The organism is Methylosinus sp. R-45379, from assembly GCF_001644125.1.
GTDB lineage: Bacteria > Pseudomonadota > Alphaproteobacteria > Rhizobiales > Beijerinckiaceae > Methylosinus.
On the sequence record NZ_LUUM01000246.1, the window covers coordinates 62454 to 85913 of the forward strand.

Genomic DNA, 23460 nt, shown 5'->3' on the forward strand with positions numbered 1-23460 from the left:
GCGCAGGAAGCGAGCGCCATCTTCCGGCGCAAGCAGATTTACGAGGAGCTTCACCCGGAGACGAAGCACGGCGGCGACCGCAAGAGCGATCAAGTGGCAAATTCTGCCACTCGATCCGACCGCTTCACTTCCGCAACTTCGGAGGCCACCGGCAAGGTTCAGCAAGCGACAATTTGTCATTGTCTGAGTCGTCAGCTATTGTTCTCTTTCTGCATAGTGGAATCGCTCGATTTCTGACGCAGAATAAACAATTCCTCCCGATGTTATTTTTGCAATCTCTTTCCGGTCAAGGGGCAATTTATCATATTCTAGTTTTGCTTCTTGCAAAGTAAGGCAGTTTATTGATTTAGCTCCATGCTCAAGAACGGCAGATCGTGACGCGTCTACATAAATTGGCTCTTTCGTCATTTGTTTTTTCCTTAACCTCACGCCTGACCCCTCGCCATTCTCGTCGACGAAGATCACGCCAGCGGCCTCGAGCGCGGCGCGGACTGCCATCACGTTGTTCGCCATGCCCGAGGCCGGCCCTTCGCTCGCGATCATCCGCCCCAATGTGGGGACTGAAACATTGGCGACCTTGGCTAGTTCAGCCTGTGAAAGGCGCGCCAGCGCCAGCGCCGCGGCGATCTGCCGACCCGTGATTTGATCATTTTCCATCACTGTGATGCATTCCTATTGACAAGCCATCATAGTGATGATTTTCTATCACTGTAACGAATTTAAATCAATGGAGTCGACGCCGTGAAAATCTCCCACCTTTTCGACGACCCGCTCGTCAAAGCCCTCCTGGAAGCCGCCGAGCGCGGCGAGGGCCAGCAATCCGCCATCGTCGACGACGATCCGCATCCCGTCCTTCAAGGCGGCGCGGCCAACACTGTGAAGGAGTTCGAATATGCGTGAACTGACGACCGCCGACGCTGACGCGCTCCACTGGCCCGCCCGCGCCCATTGCCTGCAATCCCTCGAGGAGCACGCGAACCGCACCGCCCGCCTCGCGCGAGCGCTGTTCATAGCAATCGACGGGCTCGATTCCGGGACCGACGATCGCGATAAGATGGCGCTATTCGAATTGGCGAGCGACGTAGCCGACCACGCCACCGCGACCGTTTACGCCTTCAACCTCGAGCATGATCGCCGCCGCGCCGAAGCCGAAGCGGCGCACAAGGCCGATTCCGTCGTCTTTGAGAAGGATGAGCGGCAGTGACCAAGCAACAGACCACGACCGTCGAAGAGGCGGACGAAGCGCCGTCCGCCGAAGAACTGGCATTCGATCACCTTATCAAAATGCGGATGCGTTTGCGGGGCTTCGCGGCGCTCATGGAGTCGGCTTTCGAGCACACGCTGTATTTAGAGCATGAGCAGATGCGCGGCGTCGTCCAACTCGCCGCGGACCTCTCCGAGCGAATGGACGAATGCTATGAGGCCGCCGCGCCGATCGTCGTTCGAAAGGACGAGGCGCGATCCGCGACTGTCGCGGTCCTAGAAAAGGAGACGCTGGCATGAGCGAGCAAACGATTTCGGAACTCGAAAGCCTTACAAATAGGCTGCTGGAAGCATCTATTCGCGCCTTCGGAATCAATGCGGCGATCTCTCATATCGTCGACAGCGACGACTGCCTGAGTCGGGGAACCGGCGCGCTGATGGATCATTTTTGCGACGACTTGGAGGAAATCGCGAAGGGTATCCATGGTTTGGTAAGGGCCTCGCGGCGTCCCACGGAGCCGAGCCAATGACGACGCGCCCCTCTCTTCCCCGCCTCCTTGCCGCCCGCGCGCTGCTATGGCTCGCCCGCCGCGTCGATTTGCCGGCCCCCAGAGTTGGGGAGCGGGCCGATCGTCCGGCGACCTTGCGGGAGCTGGCGCTCTTGCTCGCCCGCGTGAAGTTCGCCCGCTGGCGTCTCTATCTCGCGAGGATATCGTCATGACGCCAATCGAGGCGAAGATCGTCGCTCGCCTTCGCCGGTCACGGGGGCGTTACGTTCCCCGAGCCGACCTCGCCGAGGCCGTCTATGGCGATTCGGGAAAGGTGGCGGCGCTTTCGAGCGCCGTTGCTCGGCTGCGCAGGAAGGGCGTCGACGTCGAGTCGAAGCGGGGTAACGGCTACAGGATCGCTCGATCCAAACTTGGATTGAGCGCAGCCCCCAAATCTGGGGGCTCCTATTCCAAGCTCGACGAACAAAAGGAGAAATTCATGTGTGGTGATATCACCACGCACGATTCTTCCGGCCGCCAGCAAGAAATGGTCGCTATCCCGACCCGCAAGCTCCCCACGCCGATCGTCGTCGAGACGCCACGCCTCCCGCCGACACTGGCGCAGACGCTCGGGCCGATCCTCGCCGCTGGCGTGCGTGACCTCGCCCGGCGCTATGCTCTCGCCAATCTCGCCCGGCGAGCCGTTGCTCTCGTCGCCGGCCCGAGGCCGCACGTCGGGGCGATAGAGTTCTCTCGGCGCGGTGACGGGGTCTATGAGCTACGGCGCCCGCTCTTGCATCACAGACCAGACCCGCCTAATCTATGAGCAAGCCGAAGGTTTCCCGGAACCGACGCAACAGCGAAACGCCCCGACCTCGGATGAACAGGCGGGGCGTTTTTTTGGAAAACTACCTGCGCCTTGCAATTGCTTTCGGCGCGAAGGCTTCAAGCGCTCGTCGAGCGGCAGGCGCGGGAATTTGTTTTTCTCTCACCTTCTGGTCGATATAGCCCGGCAAATGCTTGGGGATGTAGTGCTCACGAACCCATTTTCGGAACTCCCCAAGCGCTTCATCAGGATAGCAGTAGGGCTGCTGTGGGTTTGATGCGGCCTGAGGAAAATATTGCGGGTAATTATGTTCGTATTTGAGACGGTCTCCGTAAATAATATCTAAATTTTCTTTCGTCCAGTACTTCCCCCAATGAAGACCAACGCTGATATCTGGAATAAATTTGTTTCCTAACTGCGCGCCATTTCGAATAAGTGTAACAAAAATATTAGATATCTCTTTAAACACACTAAAATACCCATCTGGAACTGTATGATACGATAGAGAGACTCTGTCGTGAAATTGCTGCCATGCAACACCCGCCTCTCCGGTGGGGTTATATCCAACCTGTGCGTAAATAAAATCATTAAACCCCTTGCGTGCAAGCAGTCTATAGTTTTTTGCGGCTTGTTCATACTCTCCTTTTACCTCAAATGCATAATATTCTAACACTGCCATACAAACGAATGACGGTATTGCGTGATTAATTACGCCATTCTTCATGGTTGCTATAAAGCAAATACTATCATCTGCGCCCTGTGCGCTGACGAGCTCTCTGATCTTTCGTTCTCTAGGCTTCAGAGGCGATTCCTGCCAAGCTGCCGTTATGCGAATGATGGAGGCCTTATCGACTCCGCACATGCGAGCCAAGCCGCTCACGGTCAGAAAGGTGTTCCCGTCGCCGAGAACGCCCATTCCGACGCCGTCCACTTCCCTTTCTGCTACGATTTCAAGCTTTAGCTTGAGCTGTTCGGGGGCGGTGACCAAACTCTTCGATGACATGATATTTCCGTGCTTTTTCAGAATGTTGAGGCGGTGACCAACATCCCTGGACACGGGCTGCCGATTTGTAGAATAGTCGGCGTGCAACGAGCCGTCCCAGAAATGGTCGATCGGTTCACGAAAGGCTGCCACCTTGCCCGTGGCGGCCTTTCTGCGTTGACGCTACCCCTACGGCACTTCTCTGTAAAGCAGCTCTCAGGACGGCTAGAACGCCCATAGTCCACTCGGACCTTCCCGGCTGTAGCCGGCTCCCCCGATTCCGCCGCGCGGCATGTGGCGTGCGTCCAATGGACGTGCGGCCGAATTGACTGGACAGGAAGTGACGTTGAGCGGCAAGCGAACTGCGCCAAACTCGCCTGAAATCCGCGGCGCTTCGCCCTGCTTTATTGGCCAAATATTGGATATTGGCCGGACGCCTTGACGATAAGCGATTGATTTCATTGGCGCGCCCAACGGGAATCGAACCCGTGTTTTCGCCGTGAAAGGGCGACGTCCTAGGCCTCTAGACGATGGGCGCGGGCTGCGCCGTCCAGAGGGCGGCGCGAAGCGGGCGCAGATATAGAGGGCTGCGCTCGGGCTGACAAGCGTCAAGAAGGCCTCATCACAAGCTGCGCGCAAGGCTTCGGCGGCGCCGACGTTGCACATCGCCGGCAAAGGTCCTAGAGGCGAGGCCATGCTCTCCATTGACGATCTCACTTACAGGCTCGGCGAGAGGCTGCTCTTCGACAAGGCCTCGGTCTTCGTGCCGCCGCGGACGCGCGCGGGCTTCGTCGGCCGCAACGGCGCCGGCAAGACGACGCTCTTCCGAATCATCTGCGGCGAGATCGCCGGCGAGACCGGAACCATCTCCCTCCCCGCCAAGCTGAAGATAGGGCGCGTCGAGCAGGAGGCCCCGGGTGGGCCGACGGCGCTGGTCGATTTCGTGCTCGCCGCTGACATAGAGCGCGCCGATCTGCTGGAGCGCGCCGAGACCGAGACCGACCCGCATGAGATCGCCGAAATCCAGACGCGCCTCGTCGACATAGACGCCCATGCGGCGCCGGCGCGGGCGGCGGCGATTCTCTCCGGCCTCGGCTTCGACGCCGAGGGGCAGCGGCGCCCACTCTCGGAGTTTTCGGGCGGCTGGCGCATGCGCGTCGCCCTCGCCGCCGTGCTGTTCTCGCAGCCGGAGCTGCTGCTGCTCGACGAGCCGACCAATTATCTCGATCTCGAAGGCACGCTCTGGCTCGTCGATTATCTTGCGCATTATCCGGCCAATGTCGTCGTCATCAGCCATGACCGCGATCTGCTGGACGCGGTGGCGACGCATATTCTGCATCTCGAGCGCGGCAAGCTGACGATCTACAAGGGCAATTACAGCTCCTTCGAGGCGCAGCGGCTGGAGGCGCGCGCGCTCGCCGCCAAGGCAGGCAAAAAGCAGGAGGATCGCCGCCGCGAGCTGCAGGCCTTCGTCGATCGCTTCCGCTACAAGGCGACCAAAGCGCGTCAGGCGCAGTCGCGTCTCAAAATGCTGGAGAAGCTGGGGCCGGTCACGGCGGTCGTCGACGACGAGGTGCTGCCGATCTATCTGCCGTCGCCGGAAAAGCCGCTGTCGCCGCCGATTATCGCTTTCGAGAATGTGAGCGTCGGCTATGGCGAGCGCACCGTGCTGTCGCGCCTGTCGCTCAGCCTCTCCAATGACGATCGCATCGGATTGCTGGGCTCCAACGGAAATGGCAAATCGACCTTCGCCAAGCTGCTGGCTGGGCGGCTCGAGCCCAAGAGCGGCAATATGGTGCGCGCGGCCAAGCTGGAGGCGGGATTTTTCGCTCAGCATCAGGTCGACGATCTCAACGAAAAGGACTCGCCCTACTCCGTCTTCGCCGCGCTGATGCCCGGCGCGCCAGAGGCGCGCATTCGCACGCGGGCCGCGCAGACCGGCTTTTCCGGCGCACGGGCGGACACGAAGGTGGAGCGCCTCTCCGGCGGCGAGAAGGCGCGGCTGCTGCTCGGCGTCGCCTCCTTCTACGGGCCGCATCTGCTCATTCTCGACGAGCCGACCAATCATCTCGACATCGACAGCCGCGCCGCGCTGGTCGAGGCGATCAACGCCCATGAGGGCGCGATCGTGCTCGTCTCGCATGATCGCTATTTGCTGGAGGCCTGCGCCGATCGCCTGTGGCTCGTCGAAGGCGGCACGGTGAAGGCCTTCGACGGCGATGTCGACGAATATGCGCGCTATGTTCTGGCGCGCGCCAATGACGACGCCCGCGAGCAGCGCAAGGAGGAGGAGCCGCGCGAGGCACCTCGCCCGGTCAAAGGCAAGCGCGACGCCGGCCAGGCGCGCCGCAAGCTGGCGGCGGCGGAAGAGCGCATGAAAAAGCTCGCCGAGCTATTGGCGCGCGTCGACGCCGCGCTCGCCGATCCGAGCGCCTTTTCCCGCAATCCGCAGGAGGCCAACCGCCTCGCCCAGCAGCGCGCCGATCTCGCCTCGGCGCTCGCCGAGGCGGAAGATCAATGGCTCTCGCTCTCGGAAGAGGAGTAGAAAGCGCTCTAGGCCGATTTGCGCAGCACGAGATCGGCGAATTCCTGGTGGCGCGCGATATAATCGGCCACGAAGGAGCATTCGGGAACGACCTTCAGCCCACGCGCCCGCGCCCATTGCAGCGCGCCGCGGATCAGCTCCGAGCCGGCGCCTTTGCCGCGCAGCGCCGGCGGAGTCTCGGTATGGGTGAAGACGATGGCGCCGGGCGCCATGCGGTAATAGGCGACGGCCGTTCCGTCTTCGAGATCGAGCTCGAAACGATCGAGCTCGACATTGTCATGCACGGCGCCATGCGCCTTGCGCGGGCCGCTCTTCAGCTGGGCGATCGAACCCATTTCTCGTCTCCTCGATTGCCCACCGCCGATGTCGAGGTGGTGAATGCAGTGCAGCAAATTAAGGGCCAGACGTTAATTTTTCTGGCCTCGGCAGGCTCGGCTCTAGCCCCGCTGTCGGTTTTCCGCCATGCGGGCGACGGCCCGCGTCTTCGCCTTCGATTCGCCTCTCTCACATGGGAAACGCCCATTTCTGTGGCGCGCTTGAAAGGCTCGAGCGGATGGGCACAATGCCGAAATGAGCGAATCTACTTTGTCTACCGTGGTCGAGACCGAGCCGCCGCCGCGCTTGCGCGCCTTCGCGCCCTTCGAATGGATGGTCGCCTTCCGCTATGTGCGGGCGCGGCGCGCCAATGGCTTCGTCTCGGTGATCGCCGGCTTCTCCTTTCTCGGCATCATGCTGGGCGTGGCGACGCTCATCGTTGTCATGTCGGTGATGAACGGCTTTCATCGCGAGCTGATGGACAAGATCGTCGGCATAGACGGCCACGCTTTCGTCCAGGCGGCCGAGCGGCCGCTGAACGATTGGGCCGAGGTCACGGCGCGGCTGCAGCGCCTGCCGGGCGTCAAGCTCGTCGCCCCCATGGTGGAGGGCGCGGCCGGCGTCTCCTCCCCCTATGGGCAGTCGGGCGCGCTGGTGCGCGGCATACGCGAGCAGGACATTCTGCGTCTGCCGGGCCTCGCCGGCAATGTGAAGGACGGGACCTTCCAGGGCTTCGACAGCGCCGGCGGCGTCGCCATCGGCCAGCGCCTCGCCGAGACGCTCGGCGTGCGCGTCGGCGACAATATCAGCATTCTCATCGCCAAGGGCGCATCGACGCCTTTCGGCGTGGCGCCGCGCATAAAAGCCTATCCGGTGACGGCGATCTTCCAGATCGGCATGTCGGAATATGACCGCGTCTTCGTCTACATGCCCTTCGCCGAATCGCAATTGTTCTTCAATCACGAGAATGAGGCGACGGTGATCGAGGTCTTTCTCGACGCGCCGGACGCCGTGGACAAGTTCCGCGCCGACATAGACGCCAATATCGATCGACCGATGATGCTCACCGATTGGCGGCAGCGCAACAAGACCTTCTTCGACACGCTGCAGGTCGAGAGCAATGTGATGTTCATCATATTGACGCTGATCGTGCTGGTGGCGGCGCTCAACATCATCTCCGGCCTCACCATGCTGGTGAAGGACAAATCCTCCGACATCGCCATTCTGCGCACGATGGGCGCGACGCGCGGCGCGGTGCTGCGCATCTTCCTCATCATCGGCGCCTCCATCGGCGTCGTCGGCGACATCGCCGGCTTTCTGCTGGGACTGACGCTCGCCAAAAATCTCGACGCGATCCGGCTGCTGCTCAACAAGCTCATGCACGCCAATCTGTTTCCGGCGGAGCTTTATTTTCTGTCGCGCCTGCCCTCTATCGTCGAGCCGCGCGAGGTGGCGCTCGTCGTCGTCATGACGCTCGTGCTCGCCATTCTCGCCTCCATCTATCCAGCCTGGAAAGCGGCGAGCCTCGATCCGATCGACGCCCTGCGCCACGAGTGAGGCCCATGACAGTTCTCGAGCTTTCCGGCGTCGCCCGCCATTATCGCGAAGGCGATGGGCGGCTGGACATATTGATGGGAGCCGATCTCGCGCTTTCTCCCGGCGAGATGGTGGCGCTGATCGCGCCTTCGGGCGCCGGCAAATCCACTCTGCTCCATATCGCCGGCCTGCTGGAGCGCGCCGATGACGGCGAGGTGCTCATCGCCGGGCTGGCGACCTCCGACATGAGCGATAATGAGCGCACCAGCCTGCGCCGCTCGACGATCGGCTTCGTCTATCAGTTCCACCATCTGCTGCCGGAGTTCACCGCGCTCGAGAATGTGGCGCTGCCGCAGGCGATCAACGGGCTGGATCGCCGCGAGGCGGAGCGGCGCGCGGCGGAATTGCTGGACTATCTGCGGCTCGGCGAGCGGGCGGGGCATTTGCCCTCGCAGCTATCGGGCGGCGAGCAGCAGCGCGTCGCCATCGCCCGCGCGGTCGCCAATGCGCCGCATGTTCTGCTCGCCGACGAGCCGACGGGCAATCTCGATCCGCGCACCGCGCAGCATGTCTTCGCGACCTTGATGACGCTGGCGCGCAATACCGGCCTCGCCGCGCTGGTGGCGACGCATAATCTCGACCTCGCCGATCAGATGGACCGTCGCGTCACGCTCAGCGACGGCCGTCTCGTCGAGCTCGTCTGAAGCGTTCCGGCCGGACACTCGCCCGGCCGGAGCATTGGCGACCGAAAGATCAGGCCGCCTTCTTTTTCTTGTCGAGGAAGCTGTTCTTATACCAGAGGCCGAAGCCGACGAGGCCGAGCGCGGCGAAGAACACGGCGATGATAGTGTTCTTGTCCTCTGTGGTGCCGACAGCGAAGGGAAAGCGCGAAACATATTCGCGTCCATCGTCGGCCTTGGCCTTCACCAAGCCGATGAAATTGCCCTTCTTGGTGAAATTATATTCGAAATTGAGCGTGCCGGTGCGGTATTTCTTCGGCGGCAGATAGACTTCCGTATTCTGCTCGAGATTCTCGTTGTCGTCCGCCTGGCCGACATTGCGCAGAATGCGGATCTCCAGCGCCATGTCGCGCAGCTCGTCCTGCACGGCGTCCAGCACGATGATGGTCGGGCCGACATCGGGAATGTCGTCGCAGAAGACCTCGCGCGACTTCAGCGGCTGATAGCCGGTGAAGTTCATCGTGTCGGGGCCGATCTTCATGATGCACTGGCCGGTGTCGGAGCTCACGCCGCCATGCGCATGGGCCTCGCCGACCAGTCCGGCCGTCGCCATGGCAAGAGCGACCAGAAGTCGAAGATTCATCTTTTCTCTCCCTATCCATGTTCTCGCCGCTTCTCATGAGCGGCTGCAGCACTCTCGCCGACCGTGGCGTCGATGACCGCGATGCGACTCGGTCCCCCCGGCCGATGGTCGCTCCCGGCTTTTAGCACACACTCCCATCGAGATAGGGACGAAGTTTTCGCTCGGAAACGAGCCGGCGCGGAAATGCCGCGGCCCCGCCGCCGACGGCGCCGCCGCCCGAACCTCTCCAGCACGTGCTTTGCCGCCGGGCTCCGCACTTTCGGGCAGTGCTTCCATAATTTTAAAATCCGCCAGCGGCAAAAAGTCGCAACCTGCCCAGTCGGCGCGAATCAGGAAACTACGTACGTAAATTTTGCTCTCGGCTATTAACCATGAGCGAAGACGCGGCCGAAATTTCTTTAAAAATTTAAGTAACTCGGTAAGAATTGCGAAACCATTCGAGATAGGAGACGAAACATGAATGCGGTAGTTTCGAAGAACGACATCACGTCCGCTGTCGCCGCCGAGACTTATGTTTCCCCTTCCGACTTTTCGGATCCGCTGGATTTCATCCGTCAGCGCTCGTCGCTGGAGATCCATCGTATGGACGAGCTGGATACGATTTTGGTGAGCAAGCTCGGCTGCGGTTTCGATCGCGACAGCATCGACGGCCTGACCTTGTTGCTGCGCAAAATTTCCGAAGGCCATCTGCCCGGTCTCAAATATCTGGTTTTCGACTTTGCGCACTGTGACGATTCCACGGCCGTCGCCGCGGAAGGCTTCGACGAGCTGGCGTCGGCGACCGCGCGGCTCATCCTCGATGCGCCGGTAATATCGATCGCATGGGCCAGGACCTATCTGAACGGAGCGGATCTGGACTTCGCCCTCTCCTGCTCGATGATGGTGGCCGACCGTTACGCGCGCTTCTCCTTCGAGGCCGATCTCGCTTCGGCGGTCGGCGTCTATGGGGCGCTGGCGCAGAAGCTCGGCTTCGTGAAGGCGGAGCGGCTGATGGAGAATGGCGAGATTCTCACCGCCGAGCAGATGCATGACCTCTGCCTCGTCAAGCATATCGTCGAGAATGGCGAAGGCCTGCTGGGCGCGGAGAGCTATGTGCGGCAATGCGGGCGCCGCTACAACGCCTCCTACAGCATGTTCCGCGCGCAGCGCATCAGCGCCCCGCCGGTGCGCCGGGTGGAGACGACGACCGCCGCGAGCCGGCGGGGCTGACGCAGGATTTGTGGCGAGACGCGATTTCGGCCGGCGCCCGCTGAAGGTGGGCGCCGGGCGCTTCCGTCAGGCGACGACCTTCAGCTTGCCGCCGCGCGCGACGCCGGAAAAGATCTGCGTCAGCTCCGCCTGCGGCTTGGCCATGCTGAACAGAAAGCCCTGCATCAGATGCACATTCTTGGCGAGCAGCAGCGCGCGCTGCTCATGCGTCTCGACGCCCTCCGCGACGAGATCTATGCCGAGCTCGGCGGTCAGCAGCGAGACCGCGCCGACGATCGCCTGCGTCTTGCTGGAGACGCTGAGCTCCGACACGAAGCTGCGATCGAGCTTCACCTTGTCGACCGGAAAACGATTTAAATAGCCGAGGCTGCTGAAGCCGGTTCCGAAATCGTCGAGCGACAGGCGGACGCCGATCGCGCGCAGCCCCGCGATCTTGGCCGCGGCGTCCTCCGTGTCCTGCATGAGCGTGGATTCGGTGATCTCGATCTCGAGCCGGCTCGGCGCCAGCCCGGCGGCGTCGAGCGCGTTGCGGACGCGCTCGATCATGTCCGGCTGCTGAAACTGCCGCGAGGAGAAATTGACCGCGACCCGCGCCGCCGACGGCCACAGATGCGCGTCGCGACAGGCGCGGCGCAGCACCCATTCGCCGAGCTCGACGATCATCCCCGTCTCTTCGGCGATCGGGATGAAGGAGGAAGGCGGCACATAGCCCAATTGCGGATGGCGCCAGCGCGTCAGCGCCTCGCAGGTAGAAATGGATTGATCGCGCGCGTCGTAGATGGGCTGGTAATGAACCTCGAGCGCCTCGGTCCTGAGCGCCTCGCGCAGCTCGCGCTCGATGCGCCGCTTGCTGACCAGCGCATCCTCCATCGACGTCTCGAACCATATGGCCTGCCGTCGTCCGGCGGCCTTGGAATGATACATTGCGAGATCGCCGCATTTCAGCAGCCCCTCGACGGAAACGGCGTCCCGCGGCGCGATGCAGAGGCCGACGCTGGCGCCGATGACGATCGTATGCCCCTCGACGACATAGGGACGGCCGATCGCCTCTATGACGCGGCGCGCCAGCGCGTCGGCCGGCGGCGTCTCGATCGTCGGATGCATGAGGATGCAGAACTCGTCGCCGCCGAAGCGCGCCACCATGTCGACCGAGCGCACGCATTCGCGCAGACGTTCGGCGACCGCGCAGAGGAGCCGGTCGCCGATCGTATGTCCGAGCGTGTCATTGACCTCCTTGAACTGATCGAGATCGATGCACAAAAGCGCGAGACTGAGCCCGCGCTTGCGAATATGCCGCAGATCGCGCTCCAGCCGCTGCTGGAACTGGAAGCGATTGGCGAGACTGGTCAAAGTGTCGAAATGCGCGATTCGCTCGATCTCGCGCGCCGCGCGTCTCTGCTCGGTCACATCCTCGACGACGGTGACGAAGGCGCCGTTGTCGGCCGGCTCGCAGCGAAAATCGAAGATGCGATCGCCGATCTCGCGAGAGAAGACGCTGGTGCGCGGCAGTGTCGAATGCGATTCCCATTGCTCGGCGAAGGCGCGCCATTCGGACTCGGGCATGTCCGCCTTTTCGGCGATCCGTCGCGCCAGCCCGGCGAGCGTCGACGGCGCGCTGCCCTCGTCTATCTGGAAAAATTCGAGCAGGCGGCGATTGACGACGGTCAGCCTCCCGTCGCAATTGCCCATGCAGAGCCCGTGGCTCATGCTGTTCAGCGCCGATTTGAAGCGGCGGCGCTGCATATTGGCGTCACGGCCGTTGCGCAGCGCGGATTCGAGATTTCCATGCAGGAATATCGTCGTCGAGCGCAACGAGACCATGACGAGGACGAATATGGAGGCGAGGCCCCAATAGCGCAGATCGTCGTGCAGCAGCGCCGCGACCGTCAGCGGCGTGCAGAGACCCAGCATTTGCGCATAGACGATTCTGGGACTTCCGGCGTTGCGTCCGGCGAGCATGCCGACGCCGCTCATCATAATGACGATGCCGTAATAGCCCCCGATCTCGTCATGATGCTCGGAGAAGAGGATCGCGACGCTGAGGCCGACCGCGGTCATGAAGCCGACGCCGCCGATCGCATAGCGAATCTCCCACAGCTGCGCGTCGCCGCGACGAACGTCGACCGGCGTCTTGGTGTGGGCATAGAGCACATAGAGCCGGTAGGCGGCGAAGCAGGCCATGATCGCCGTCAGCACGAGATAGACGTCGTGACGCGTCATCAGCCAGGCGCTCACCGGCGCGATCATCCCACCGACGAGTCCCGCGGCGAACGATCCGGGCGTGCCGAACAGCGTCTCGACGAGATCGCGATGTATCTCCTCGCGGATCTCGCTATTCTCGATGTCGCTCGCATTGACGTTCGACGACATGGAACGGTCTTTCCAGTTCGCTGCCGCCAGAGGGCGCAGCATTGTCACGCCGATCTCGGCCGCTGGCCAGAAAGCCGCCCCTGAGCGGCGACCAGCCTCTCCATATGACGCAAGTCCTGCTCGCCGATCGAAAACGAGCAATCCACCCACAGCTCGACGACACGCAGCAGCTCGTCGTGCGTGATCGGAAAGCAGTCGCGCCGCAGATCGGCGAGCGCGCGCCGCCGCAGCCAACGCTCCTCGCCGCCTTCGCACATCCATTCGAGGGCGGTCTCGCGCAGACGGTCATCGGGAGCCAGCACATCGACGACGCCGAGCTCGTGCATCTTCGATCCCGAATGGGCGGCGCCGGTTGCGATGATTTGCTCCGCGAGCGCCGCGCCCAAGCGGCGCTTGAGAAAGGTGACGGCGCCCATTCCGGGGAAAGTATTGAAGGCGACCTCTGGAACGCCGAGCTTGGCGCTCTCCTCGGCAATCAGAAAATCGGTCGCCATGGCGCCCTCGAAGCCTCCGCCGAAGCATTGGCCGCGGACGGTCGAGACAGTGACGAGCGGCAGGCCGAAGGCCGATGTGAGACCATACATCACATCGATGCAGACATGAGCGTAAGTCAGCAGGCTGTCCCTGTCCCGCTTGCGGACCGAGGCCGAAAAGATCGCCAGATCGCCGCCCAGGCTGAACACGCCCGGCTTGTTCGAGTTCATGACGAAATAGCGGATCGGCCAGCGCTCGGCATAGGGCGACTGCGCGAGCGCTTTCAGCGATTCGCGCATCTCGACCGCTTCTAGGAGCATGGCGAGACTATAATGATGCGGAGCGCCGACCTTATAGTTCATCCACACCGAACGGCTCTCGGAGTCATAGGCGACTTCGAGATTCTCGAATTCCCAATCAGGAAACTCATTCGGTTTTCGAAGCTTATGCTCCAAGGCTGCCGTCGCCATGGCCACTCCGGGAGTCGATGCCACAAGTCGATCTCGCAAGTCGATGTCAGTACGCCCCGACTGGAGCCCTCGTCGCAAAACTAGCCCGAAATCGATGCGATTACATACTATTATTCGAGCTCGGTTATCGTAGAGTTACCCGGACCGGCGAGAGGTCGCCTAATGCGGCCCCGCGTGGAGCGGGCCATGTCGTGAAGCGACGCGTCATGCGGATATTGCACGCAGCCGCAGCAGCGCGCAACCGCGGGCCAGGATTCGCTGACGCTATCGTCACTTCACCTCGAACCAAGCGGCGAGGCCGGCGGCCTCGTGCTCGAGAATATCGTCATGCACCGCCCATTTGCCGGGGCTGTCGGCGACGAAGGCGACATGCTTGGTCTTGCCCGGCGGCACGACGACGCCATTGCGCCAATAGGGCTCCCAGCCATCGTCGAGATCATGCAGGAGCCGCACGCAATGGCCGTGGACATGCATGACGGCGACGACATCGGAACGATTGACGAAGCCGAGCGTCACCGGCGCGCCGCGCTTCACCTGGAACAAAGGCGGCCCGCCATAGGCCTTGCTCGGCGCGCCATTGATGCGCCAGGGGGCGCCGGGCGCGGCGGGCGGCTCCAATGTCAGATCGACCTTCTTGGCCGCCTGCAGCTTTATCTCTGTGGGCAGCAGCGGATTTTGCGGCAGCGCCGCTATGGGCGGGCGCGACGCCGCCTTTGCGCCGCGGGTGGTGAAGATCGCCAGCTCGCGGTCGGGCTCGTCCATGCCGCGCAGAATCAGCTTGCCGGCGGCGTTCTCGGCCTGCGGCAGATCGAACAGCAATTCGAATCGCGAGCCGGGCGCCGCGGGAATGGTGCGGCGCACAGGCTCGAAGGCGTCGCAGGGCTGGCTGTCCACAGCCACGACGAAGGGCTGAATATTGTCGAAGCCGACGAACATGATTCGCGCATTGGCGAGATTGGCGAGGCGCAGGCGAATGCGCGCGCCCGGCGCGAAATCGCGTCGCGCCGGCGCCGGGGCGCCGTCCACCGCCACCAGCGTTCCGATGCGCCCTGCCCCGGCGGCTGCGGCGGGAGAGGCGAAATCGCCCTCGATCGCGCCATTCTTGTCCAGCCGCCAATCGTCGAGCACGAGCAGAAGATCGGCGTCGGCCTCCAGCGGCTTGGGCTCGTCGACGACGACGAGGCCCTTCAGCCCGCGGCCGCAGAGCTCCGGCGTCGCCCCGAAAACCGACGGCCGATAGCAGAAGAGACCGGCGTCGACCAATTTGCGGCGATAGTCGAATCGCCCGCCCGGCCCGACCTCCGCCTGGGTCAGCGGCGCGACGCCATCCATGGCGTTGTCGCCGCGCATGCCATGCCAATGGATGGAGAGCGGCTTCTCCAAGCCGTTGGTCAGACCGACCGACAGCTCGTCGCCCTGGGCGAAGCGCAGCAGCGGCCCCGGAGCCTTCCCCTCGAATCCCCAAATCTCGGTCGCATGGGCCGGCTCCGGCAGCAGCCGCGCGGTCCCCTTGCGCGCCGCCAACGTTTTCAGGGCGGCGGCCGGCGGCTCGGCGCGGGCGTCCAGAGAGACGAGGGTCGCGGCGACTCCGCGAACAAAGGCGCGGCGTGAGCAGTTGAACGGCATGATGGCTCCGGTTTCTCCTCGCCGCCGCATATGGCCCGAGCGGAGCCCGGCTTTCAACAGGGCGCGACCCCGCATCCCGCAAGTGACATTTTCTTTAGCGCCGGCGGCGCGTCGTGCTATAGACCCCCCGCCCGAGCCGGCGCGTGGCCGCGTCCGCGCGTCGACGCCGGCATTTCGAAGCCGGCGTTTCGATTGTCGCCGCGACGTTTCGACGCCGGATGGCTCGTGGCTTCGGTCCTTTGGCGTTTCACCCGCGAGCCGGCGGCTCGTCGGGCGTTTGCGCGTCGAGGCGGCGGGCGTGGCGGAACTGGTAGACGCGCCGGATTTAGGTTCCGGTGACGCAAGTCGTGGGGGTTCGACTCCCTCCGCCCGCACCATCCGACGCGCGCCGGCGGCAGAGATTTTTTCCCGGCGTACGCCGGACTGGTCGAGATTCGAGAAGGCGAAAACGACATGCAGGTGACGCAGACCCTGTCGCAGGGCTTGAAACACGAGTTCAAAGTGGTGCTTCCGGCCGGCGACCTCGCCGCCAAGCTCGAGTCGCAGCTCGTCGAGCTGCGCGGCAAGGCGCAGATCAAGGGCTTCCGCCCCGGCAAGGCGCCCCTCTCCTATCTCAAGAAGATCTATGGCAAAGGCATAATGGGCGAGGTCCTGCAGGAGGCCGTCAACGAGGCCAATCGCAAGATCGTCGAGGACAATAGCCTGCGCGTCGCCATGGAGCCCCGCCTCGACTTCCCGACCGATCAGGCCGAGGTCGAGAAGGCGCTCGAGGCCGAGGGCGACTTCTCCTATTCCGTCGCCTTCGAGGTGCTGCCGGCGATCGAGCTCGGCGCTTTCGACGACATCGCCATCGAGCGTCCCATCGCCGAGGTCTCGGAGGAGGAGGTCCAGAAGGCGATCTCCGATCTCGCCGAGCGCATCCGCGAGTTCGAGGCGAAAGAAGGCGCCGCCGCCAAGGGCGACCGCGTCACCATCGACTTCACCGGCAAGCTCGACGGCGAGCCCTTCGAGGGCGGCACGGGCGGCGACGTCGATCTGGTTCTCGGCTCGGGCTCCTTCATCCCCGGCTTCGAGGAGCAGCTCGAGGGCGCGGCCAAGGACGAGCAGCGCGTCGTCAAGGTGAAGTTCCCCGAGGATTACGGCGTGCCGACGCTCGCCGGCCGCGACGCCGAGTTCGACGTGACCGTCAAGGGCGTCTTCGGTCCCAAGGAGTTGCCGATCGACGACGCTTTCGCCAGCAAATACAGCTTCGAATCACTCGCCGAGCTGACCTTCGCCGTGCGCGGCAATCTCGAGGCGGATTACGCCAAGGCCTCGCGCGCCAAGCTGAAGCGCTCGCTGCTCGACGCTCTCGACAAGAAATATAGCTTCGAGCTGCCCGAGGGTCTCGTCGCCCAGGAGTTCGACACGATCTGGAACCAGCTCGAGGCAGAGCGCAAGCGCTCCGGCAAGAGCTTCGAGGACGAGAACACGACGGAAGAGGCGGCGCGCGAGGAATATCGCAAGATCGCCGAGCGCCGCGTGCGTCTCGGCCTGGTGCTGGCCGAGATCGGCCAGGGCGCCGGCGTGACGGTCGAGGACAAGGACGTCACCGATGCGCTGGTCGAGCGCGTGCGCGCCTTCCCCGGCCGCGAGAAGCAGGTTTGGGACTTTTACCGCAATAACCCGCAGGCCCTCGCCCAGATTCGCGCCCCCCTCTATGAGGAGCGGGTCGTCGACCATCTGGTCACCAAGATCAGCGTCACCGACAAGTCCGTGACCAAGGAAGAGCTGCTCGCAGCCGAGGAAGACGACGATCTGGCCCAGCCCGCCGCCTGATCCGGCGCGCCGACCCGGGGCCGATTAAGGGCGGCCCCGGGGTTTCCGCCCGCCCCTTTTGCGGTTTGTGTCTGGACGGCTTGCCGCAATATGCTACCAACGAGCCAAAAGCTGGCTCGTGGCTTTCACTCCATGCGGGGGAAGGACGGCGGGTCGAAGAGGCCGCCGCGGAGCCGGGGAGCATAGAGCCCCGCTGCGTGGCGCATCGGTCGCAGGCCAGTCAAATCTAAAAAAGGCGCAAAACAGATGCGTGATCCGATCGACGTCTACAACCAATATCTGATCCCCCAGGTGATCGAGAACACGAGCCGCGGAGAGCGCGGCTTCGATATCTATTCGCGCTTGCTGCGCGAGCGAATCATCTTTCTGACCGGTCAGGTCGAGGACCATATGGCCTCGGTCATCATCGCCCAGCTCCTGTTTCTCGAGGCCGAGAATCCGAAGCGCGAGATTTTTCTCTACATCAACTCGCCGGGCGGCGTCGTGACCTCCGGTCTCGCGATCTACGACACGATGCAATACATCAAGCCCAAGGTGGCGACGCTCTGCATCGGCCAGGCGGCGTCCATGGGCTCGCTGCTGCTCTGCGCCGGCGAGGCCGGCAACCGCATCGCTCTGCCCAACGCCCGCATCATGGTCCATCAGCCTTCGGGCGGCTTCCAGGGCCAGGCCTCGGATATCCTCCGCCATGCGGAGGATATTATGAAGATCAAGCGGCGTCTCAACGAAATCTACGTCAAGCACACCGGCCGGGACTATGACACGATCGACAAGACGCTCGATCGCGATCACTTCATGTCCGCGGAGGAGGCCAAGGAATTCGGCATCGTCGACCGGGTGGAGGTCAGCCATGCCGACGATTCGACCGAGGCCAAGGCCTGACGCAGATCAAATCCCGGCGCGCCCGCTTTTCTCGCTGGTCGAGAATGGCAGGCGCGCCGTTCCGCATGTATCGGGGCGCGCATGTTTCGTAAAATCCTGATCGCCAATCGTGGCGAGATCGCTTGCCGCATCATCAAGACCGCTCGCCGCATGGGCATAAAGACGGTCGCAGTCTATTCCGACGCCGACGCAGACGCGCTTCATGTCGAAATGGCCGACGAGGCCATTCATCTCGGCCCGCCCCCTGCTGCGCAATCCTATTTGCTGATCGACAAGATCGTCGCGGCCTGCAAGGAGACCGGCGCCGAGGCCGTGCATCCGGGCTATGGCTTTCTCTCCGAGCGCGCCGCCTTCGCCAAGGCGCTGGCCGAGGCCGGAATCGTCTTCATCGGCCCCAATCCCCGCGCGATCGAGGCGATGGGCGACAAGATCGAGTCGAAGAAATTCGCCTCCGCCGCCAAGGTGAGTGTCGTTCCCGGCTATCTCGGCGTCATCCAGGACGGCGAAGAGGCGGTCCGCATCGCCAATGAGATCGGCTATCCGGTGATGCTGAAGGCCTCCGCCGGCGGCGGCGGCAAGGGCATGCGCGTCGCCTTCAAGGCCGAGGAAGTGGTCGAGGGCTTCAACCGCGCCCGTTCCGAGGCCGCCTCCTCCTTCGGCGACGACCGCGTCTTCATCGAGAAATTCATCGTCAACCCGCGCCATATCGAGATTCAGGTGCTGGGCGACAAGCATGGCAATGTGATCCACCTCAACGAACGCGAGTGCTCCATTCAGCGCCGCAATCAGAAGGTGATAGAGGAAGCCCCCTCGCCGCTTCTCGACGAGGAGACCCGCGCCGCCATGGGCGCGCAGGCCGTCGCCCTCGCCAAGGCGGTGGATTACGATTCCGCCGGCACGGTGGAGTTTGTCGCCGGCCAGGACAAGAGCTTCTACTTCCTCGAGATGAACACCCGCCTGCAGGTGGAGCATCCGGTCACCGAGCTCATCACCGGCATCGATCTCGTCGAGCAGATGATTCGCGTCGCCGCCGGCGAGCCTTTGTCGCTGCGCCAGGAGAAGGTGACGATCAACGGCTGGGCGGTGGAGAGCCGCATCTACGCCGAGGATCCGACCCGCAACTTCCTGCCCTCCATCGGCCGTCTGGTGAAATACCGCCCGCCGGAGGAGAAGCGCGAGGGTGCGATCACCGTCCGCAATGACACGGGCGTCGCCGAGGGCCGCGAGATTTCGATCCATTACGATCCGATGATCGCCAAGCTCGTCACCCATGGCCCCGACCGCCTCGCCGCGATCGACGCCCAGGGCAGCGCGCTGGATCGCTTCGTGATCGACGGCATTCGCCACAACATCCCCTTCCTCGCCTCGCTGATGCAGCATGAGCGTTGGCGTTCCGGCCAGCTCTCCACCGGCTTCATCGCGGAGGAATATGCGGGCGGTTTCGCCGCCCCGCAGCCGGATGGCGAGGTCGCCCATGTGCTGGCGACGGTGGCCGCGCTGGTCGATCACATCGGCAACGAACGCAAGCGATTGATCAGCGGCCAGCTCGGCCATGGCCGGCCGTTCGAGTTCGAGCGCGAGCGCGTCTGCTCGCTCGGCGAGCTGTCGTTCCACGTCTCGCTGGACACGCAGGGCGAGGCGCTGATCGTCCATTTCGAAGAGGAGGACGGCCGCACGCGCCGCATCTCCTCGCATTGGCGGCCGGGCGATCCCGTCTTCGAGGGGACCATAGACGGCGCCTCCATCTATGTGCAGATTCGGCCGATCCTCAACGGCTTCCAGCTCTCGCACCAGGGCGTGGCGGTGGACGCGCGCGTCTTCACCAAGCGCGAGGCCGAGCTCAACGCGCTGATGCCGAAGAAGAAGAATGTCGGCGTCTCCAAGCATCTGCTGTGCCCCATGCCCGGCCTCGTCAAGACAGTCGACGTCGTCGAGGGCCAGGAGGTGAAGGCCGGCGAGCCGCTCTGCATGGTGGAAGCCATGAAGATGGAGAATGTGCTGCGCGCCGAGCGCGACGTGACGATCAAGAAGATCGCCGCCAAGCCGGGCGACAGCCTCGCCGTCGATGCGGTGATCATGGAGTTCGCCGAGTAACGGCCAAGCCAAAGTATTGAGAAGATTTAAGAGCCCGGCGAATCCGCCGGGCTTTTTTCATGGTCGATCAACGCGCCGCCTCTACCGTCCGCTCGATTTCATTTCAGGCGTTCGAGGTGCAAAATGGCCCGTGAAATTTTCCGCTTCGGAGCCGCTCTCGGAGCCGCGATCGCGCTCGCCGCGTCGATCCATGGCTCGCCCGCGCGGAGCCAGCCGTCCTCCCCATTGAAGCTGCTGATATTGGGCGACAGTCTCAGTTCCGGCCTCGGCGTGCCGGAAGGCTATGGCTTCGGCCCGGCGCTAGCGCGGCGGCTGCGCGCCGACGGCTATCGCAATGTCGATGTCGTCAATGGCTCCATGGCCGGGGACACCACCGCCGACGCCGCCACCCGGCTCGCCTCGACGCCGCAGGATTATGACGCCGACGTCGTCATCGTCGAGCTCGGCGGCAATGATATGCTGACGCAGACCGATCCGGCCGTCGTCGCGCGCAATCTCGATTGGATACTCGACGGCTATAAGAAGCGCGGAACCCGCGTCGTCATCGGCGGCATGCTGTCCAAGCCGGAGCTCGGCTTCGTCTATAATGTGACCTTCGATCAGATCTATCCGAAGCTCGCCGCGCGCTGGGGCGCTTCGCTCTATCCCTTCTTCCTCGCGGGCGCTTTCGGCAATCCGGCGCTGATGCAGGAGGACCATATTCATCCCAATGCGGCCGGCGTCGAGCGCATCGTCGCCGGCATAGCGCCGCTGGTGGAGCGCAATCTGGCCGTGGCGGCCCGACGCAGGGTGGCGGAGGCGCGCTGATACGCCCAATCAGTCTTCCGCGAACACCCGCGTCACATGCCCCATCTTGCGTCCGAGGCGCGTCTCCTTCTTGCCGTAGAGGTGGAGCGAGGCGCCCTCCTCCGCCAGCAGCTCCGGCCACTTGTCGACCTCGTCGCCGATCAGATTGCGCATCTCCACGCGCGCGCCATGGCGGCGCGTCGAGCCGAGCGGCCAACCGGCGACGGCGCGCATATGCTGCTCGAATTGCGAGGTCACGGCGCCGTCCAGCGTCCAATGACCGGAGTTATGCACGCGCGGCGCGATCTCATTGACGACGAGAAGCTCGCCGCCCGTCGTCTCGACGACGAACATCTCCACCGCGATCACGCCGACATAATCGGCCGCCTCGGCGATTTTTCGCGCCATCTCGACGGAAGCCGTCGCAGTCTGCGGCGAAATCCGCGCCGGCGCGACGGTCAGCGCGAGAATATGATGCTCATGGACGTTCTCGCAGACGTCATAGGCGCGAAAGGCGCCGTCCGCGCCGCGCGCCGCCACCACAGAGACCTCGCGCGTGAAGGGCACGAAGCCCTCGAGGACGCAAGGCGCGCGGCCGAGCTGCTCGAAAGCGCCGGCGAGATCGGCGCCCTCGCGCAGCATGATCTGGCCCTTGCCGTCATAGCCGAAGCGCCGCGTCTTCAATATGGCGGGCAGGCCGAGGCGCGACACGGCGGCGGCCAGCATGTCGACGCTCTCGACATTCTCGAAAGGCGCCGTCTCTATGCCGAGGCCGCGAACGAAATTCTTCTCGGTGAGCCGGTCCTGCGTCAGCGCCAGCACGCGCGGATTGGGCCGCACCAGCGAATGCGCCTCGAGAAAAGCCGCCGTCTGCGACGGCACATTCTCGAATTCATATGTGACGACATCGACGGCGGCGGCGAAACCGGCGAGCGCCGTCTCGTCCTCGAAAGCGGCGATGGTGCGCGCGGCGCAGACCTCGAAGGCAGGATCATCCGCCACGGGCGAATAGACATGGGCGCGCAGGCCGAGCCGCGCGCCGGCCTTGGCCAGCATGCGGGCGAGCTGGCCGCCGCCCAATATTCCGATGGTGGAGCCGGGGCGCAGACTGGTCATTTGGTTCCCGCATCGTCGCTCGGCGTCTCGGCGACCTGCTCGGTCTGGCGGCGACGCCAATCCTTCAGCCGCGCGTCGAGTTCGGCGTCGCCGCGCGCGAGAATGGCGGCGGCGAGCAGAGCGGCGTTGATCGCGCCGGCCTTGCCGATGGCCAGAGTGCCGACGGGCACGCCCCCCGGCATCTGCACGATGGAGAGCAGCGAATCCATGCCGGAGAGCGCGGCGCTCTCGATCGGCACGCCGAGCACGGGAAGCGTCGTATGCGCCGCCGTCATGCCGGGCAGATGCGCCGCGCCGCCGGCACCAGCGACGATGACCTCGAATCCCTCCGCCTCGGCGCCTTTGGCGAAGGCGCTGAGCCGGTCCGGCGTGCGGTGGGCGGATATGATGCGCGCCTCATAGCCGACGCCGAGCGCATCGAGCGTCTCGGCGCCATGCCGCATGGTGGCCCAATCGGATTGGGACCCCATGATGATCGCGACAGGCTTCTTGGACTGCGCCACGGCTCTTCCGGCGGGCTGGAGTGCATGAAGCACAGCCCCTTAGCCGAACCGGCGGCGGGGCGCAAGCGCATGTGCGCTTCCGCGCCGGCGCCCCGAATGGCGAAGCCCGCCGGCCTCCGCTATCATCACGCGATATTGCGAGCGGTTTCGGAGGAGAAATGGACATAAAGGGGATGCAGGAGGCGCTCGCGGCGCTGAAGAGCCTGATCGCGACTGTCGGCCTCGTTCTGGCGATCGGCTTCGCCATCGTCAACGCCAATGCGATCGGCGACGGCCTCGCGGCTCTGGCGGATCGCTTCGGCGGGCTGCGCGGCGCGGAGATCGCCGGCGTCAAGCTGGATTTCGGCGAGGCGACGATCGAGCAGCGCGTGCCGCCCATGCTCTTCGAGCGGCTCGACGCCAAGGACCGTCGGCGCGTCGCCCGCGATTTGAACGCGCTGGAGCCGCGCATGGCGCTGCGGCTGCTGCAGGTCGGCCTGCTGGCCAATCTCTGCGAGTTCGACAAGCCGACGACCTCCATGATCGACGATTTCAGCACCGATCATCATCTGCAGGATCGCGGTCTCGCGTCTCTCGTCGAGAATCCGCAGATCAAGGCGAAAGTAATCGCCCAGCAGGCGAAGGCGGGCAAGAAATCCGACATAGGCGAGCCGCGCGCCTGCTACGACATCACGCTGACGGATCATGGCTGGGACGTGCGGACCGCGCTGGTGCATGTGGTGAGCGCCGGCTTCGGCTCGGCGCCGATGGTGCGTGAGCCGACGCCCGAGCAGGAGGTCGCCCAGGAGCAGCGCAGCCTCTCCAAAAAGCGCTGACACGCCCTAGTTTAAGGAAACTCCTTAAGTATTGATCAGGGTCCCCTCGCTACTCTGCCTTCCGTAGCCGGCGGTGTGT

Annotated in this window: 23 protein-coding genes, 2 tRNA genes and 2 pseudogenes; 17 read left to right on the top strand and 10 right to left on the bottom strand. The window is 63.7% G+C overall.

What is annotated here, in order from left to right; genetic code table 11:
- Nucleotides 1-411: 411 nt before the first annotated feature.
- Nucleotides 412-660, bottom strand: a pseudogene (locus tag A1351_RS23925) (transcriptional regulator); the annotation flags it as partial.
- Nucleotides 661-741: 81 nt separating this feature from the next.
- Between A1351_RS23925 and A1351_RS24705 the strand changes: the two are divergent.
- The 7 genes and pseudogenes from A1351_RS24705 to A1351_RS25830 all read left to right on the top strand — a co-directional run bounded on the left by A1351_RS24705 (nucleotide 742) and on the right by A1351_RS25830 (nucleotide 2517).
- A complete protein-coding gene (locus tag A1351_RS24705; protein ID WP_157096263.1) occupies nucleotides 742-900 on the top strand; it encodes a hypothetical protein in 159 nt (52 codons plus the stop codon).
- Nucleotides 893-1204 carry a hypothetical protein gene (locus A1351_RS11265; RefSeq protein ID WP_064032997.1) on the top strand — a complete coding sequence of 104 codons (312 nt, stop codon included), beginning with the start codon at nucleotides 893-895 and terminating at the stop codon, nucleotides 1202-1204. The genes A1351_RS24705 and A1351_RS11265 overlap by 8 nt, the downstream gene beginning before the upstream one ends.
- The gene (locus A1351_RS11270; protein WP_064032998.1) at nucleotides 1201-1503 is read left to right on the top strand and encodes a hypothetical protein; all 303 of its coding nucleotides are present in this window, start codon (nucleotides 1201-1203) and stop codon (nucleotides 1501-1503) included. Before A1351_RS11265 ends, A1351_RS11270 begins: the two co-directional genes overlap by 4 nt.
- Nucleotides 1500-1733 carry a hypothetical protein gene (locus A1351_RS11275; RefSeq protein ID WP_064032999.1) on the top strand — a complete coding sequence of 78 codons (234 nt, stop codon included), beginning with the start codon at nucleotides 1500-1502 and terminating at the stop codon, nucleotides 1731-1733. Before A1351_RS11270 ends, A1351_RS11275 begins: the two co-directional genes overlap by 4 nt.
- Complete coding sequence (locus A1351_RS25340; RefSeq protein ID WP_064033000.1) at nucleotides 1730-1924, top strand: hypothetical protein; 195 nt, start codon at nucleotides 1730-1732, stop codon at nucleotides 1922-1924. Before A1351_RS11275 ends, A1351_RS25340 begins: the two co-directional genes overlap by 4 nt.
- Nucleotides 1921-2046: pseudogene (locus tag A1351_RS26195) on the top strand (hypothetical protein); the annotation flags it as partial. The gene A1351_RS25340 and the pseudogene A1351_RS26195, both read left to right, overlap by 4 nt.
- A 144-nt stretch (nucleotides 2047-2190) precedes the next feature.
- Nucleotides 2191-2517, top strand: a complete 327-nt coding sequence (locus tag A1351_RS25830) for a hypothetical protein (protein ID WP_245291636.1) — start codon at nucleotides 2191-2193, stop codon at nucleotides 2515-2517.
- A gap of 82 nt (nucleotides 2518-2599) precedes the next feature.
- Here the strand turns inward: A1351_RS25830 and A1351_RS23930 are convergent, their stop codons facing one another.
- Both A1351_RS23930 and A1351_RS11290 read right to left on the bottom strand, forming a co-directional pair.
- Complete coding sequence (locus A1351_RS23930) at nucleotides 2600-3520, bottom strand: hypothetical protein (protein WP_083967279.1); 921 nt, start codon at nucleotides 3518-3520, stop codon at nucleotides 2600-2602.
- Between the two features lie 441 nt (nucleotides 3521-3961).
- Nucleotides 3962-4037 (bottom strand) — tRNA-Glu (locus A1351_RS11290).
- A 156-nt stretch (nucleotides 4038-4193) separates the two neighbouring features.
- On the opposite strand from A1351_RS11290, the gene A1351_RS11295 reads away from it, so the two are divergent.
- Entirely contained in the window at nucleotides 4194-6044 is a 1851-nt protein-coding gene (locus A1351_RS11295) for an ABC-F family ATP-binding cassette domain-containing protein (protein ID WP_064033002.1), read from the top strand.
- An 8-nt stretch (nucleotides 6045-6052) separates the two neighbouring features.
- Here A1351_RS11295 and A1351_RS11300 read toward each other — a convergent pair whose 3' ends face one another.
- Nucleotides 6053-6379, bottom strand: coding sequence for a GNAT family N-acetyltransferase (locus tag A1351_RS11300; protein ID WP_064033003.1), 327 nt, complete (start codon nucleotides 6377-6379; stop codon nucleotides 6053-6055).
- A gap of 235 nt (nucleotides 6380-6614) precedes the next feature.
- Between A1351_RS11300 and A1351_RS11305 the strand changes: the two genes are divergently transcribed.
- Both A1351_RS11305 and A1351_RS11310 read left to right on the top strand, forming a co-directional pair.
- Nucleotides 6615-7916: a lipoprotein-releasing ABC transporter permease subunit gene (locus A1351_RS11305; protein WP_051465411.1), complete on the top strand. Its 1302-nt coding sequence runs from the start codon at nucleotides 6615-6617 to the stop codon at nucleotides 7914-7916.
- A 5-nt stretch (nucleotides 7917-7921) separates the two neighbouring features.
- Entirely contained in the window at nucleotides 7922-8599 is a 678-nt protein-coding gene (locus tag A1351_RS11310; RefSeq protein ID WP_036290929.1) for an ABC transporter ATP-binding protein, read from the top strand.
- 49 nt (nucleotides 8600-8648) lie between these two features.
- Here the strand turns inward: A1351_RS11310 and A1351_RS11315 are convergent, their stop codons facing one another.
- Nucleotides 8649-9218 carry a hypothetical protein gene (locus tag A1351_RS11315; RefSeq protein WP_024880109.1) on the bottom strand — a complete coding sequence of 190 codons (570 nt, stop codon included), beginning with the start codon at nucleotides 9216-9218 and terminating at the stop codon, nucleotides 8649-8651.
- A 456-nt stretch (nucleotides 9219-9674) separates the two neighbouring features.
- Here A1351_RS11315 and A1351_RS11320 point away from each other — a divergent pair, with 456 nt between their 5' ends.
- On the top strand, nucleotides 9675-10427 hold the full coding sequence (locus tag A1351_RS11320; RefSeq protein WP_024880110.1) for an enoyl-CoA hydratase: 753 nt from the start codon (nucleotides 9675-9677) through the stop codon (nucleotides 10425-10427).
- A gap of 66 nt (nucleotides 10428-10493) precedes the next feature.
- Here the strand turns inward: A1351_RS11320 and A1351_RS11325 are convergent, their stop codons facing one another.
- From A1351_RS11325 to A1351_RS11335, 3 genes are all read right to left on the bottom strand, one after another.
- On the bottom strand, nucleotides 10494-12797 hold the full coding sequence (locus A1351_RS11325; RefSeq protein ID WP_024880111.1) for a bifunctional diguanylate cyclase/phosphodiesterase: 2304 nt from the start codon (nucleotides 12795-12797) through the stop codon (nucleotides 10494-10496).
- Nucleotides 12798-12841: 44 nt separating this feature from the next.
- Complete coding sequence (locus A1351_RS11330) at nucleotides 12842-13741, bottom strand: crotonase/enoyl-CoA hydratase family protein (protein WP_024880112.1); 900 nt, start codon at nucleotides 13739-13741, stop codon at nucleotides 12842-12844.
- 270 nt (nucleotides 13742-14011) lie between these two features.
- Nucleotides 14012-15367 carry a multicopper oxidase family protein gene (locus tag A1351_RS11335; RefSeq protein WP_036309527.1) on the bottom strand — a complete coding sequence of 452 codons (1356 nt, stop codon included), beginning with the start codon at nucleotides 15365-15367 and terminating at the stop codon, nucleotides 14012-14014.
- Between the two features lie 292 nt (nucleotides 15368-15659).
- On the opposite strand from A1351_RS11335, the gene A1351_RS11340 reads away from it, so the two are divergent.
- The 5 genes from A1351_RS11340 to A1351_RS11360 all read left to right on the top strand — a co-directional run bounded on the left by A1351_RS11340 (nucleotide 15660) and on the right by A1351_RS11360 (nucleotide 20968).
- Nucleotides 15660-15744, top strand: a tRNA-Leu gene (locus A1351_RS11340).
- A gap of 76 nt (nucleotides 15745-15820) precedes the next feature.
- Nucleotides 15821-17185, top strand: coding sequence for a trigger factor (gene tig, locus A1351_RS11345; RefSeq protein WP_024880114.1), 1365 nt, complete (start codon nucleotides 15821-15823; stop codon nucleotides 17183-17185).
- A 246-nt stretch (nucleotides 17186-17431) separates the two neighbouring features.
- Nucleotides 17432-18067: an ATP-dependent Clp protease proteolytic subunit gene (locus tag A1351_RS11350; protein ID WP_024880115.1), complete on the top strand. Its 636-nt coding sequence runs from the start codon at nucleotides 17432-17434 to the stop codon at nucleotides 18065-18067.
- Between the two features lie 81 nt (nucleotides 18068-18148).
- Complete coding sequence (locus A1351_RS11355; RefSeq protein ID WP_024880116.1) at nucleotides 18149-20161, top strand: acetyl/propionyl/methylcrotonyl-CoA carboxylase subunit alpha; 2013 nt, start codon at nucleotides 18149-18151, stop codon at nucleotides 20159-20161.
- 123 nt (nucleotides 20162-20284) lie between these two features.
- A complete protein-coding gene (locus A1351_RS11360; RefSeq protein ID WP_024880117.1) occupies nucleotides 20285-20968 on the top strand; it encodes an arylesterase in 684 nt (227 codons plus the stop codon).
- 9 nt (nucleotides 20969-20977) lie between these two features.
- Here the strand turns inward: A1351_RS11360 and A1351_RS11365 are convergent, their stop codons facing one another.
- A complete protein-coding gene (locus A1351_RS11365; RefSeq protein ID WP_024880118.1) occupies nucleotides 20978-22063 on the bottom strand; it encodes a 5-(carboxyamino)imidazole ribonucleotide synthase in 1086 nt (361 codons plus the stop codon).
- Nucleotides 22060-22533: a 5-(carboxyamino)imidazole ribonucleotide mutase gene (gene purE / locus A1351_RS11370; RefSeq protein ID WP_036291589.1), complete on the bottom strand. Its 474-nt coding sequence runs from the start codon at nucleotides 22531-22533 to the stop codon at nucleotides 22060-22062. The genes A1351_RS11365 and purE overlap by 4 nt, the downstream gene beginning before the upstream one ends.
- 191 nt (nucleotides 22534-22724) lie before the next feature.
- On the opposite strand from purE, the gene A1351_RS11375 reads away from it, so the two are divergent.
- A complete protein-coding gene (locus A1351_RS11375) occupies nucleotides 22725-23381 on the top strand; it encodes a hypothetical protein (protein WP_024880120.1) in 657 nt (218 codons plus the stop codon).
- The last annotated feature ends 79 nt before the right edge of the window (nucleotides 23382-23460 follow it).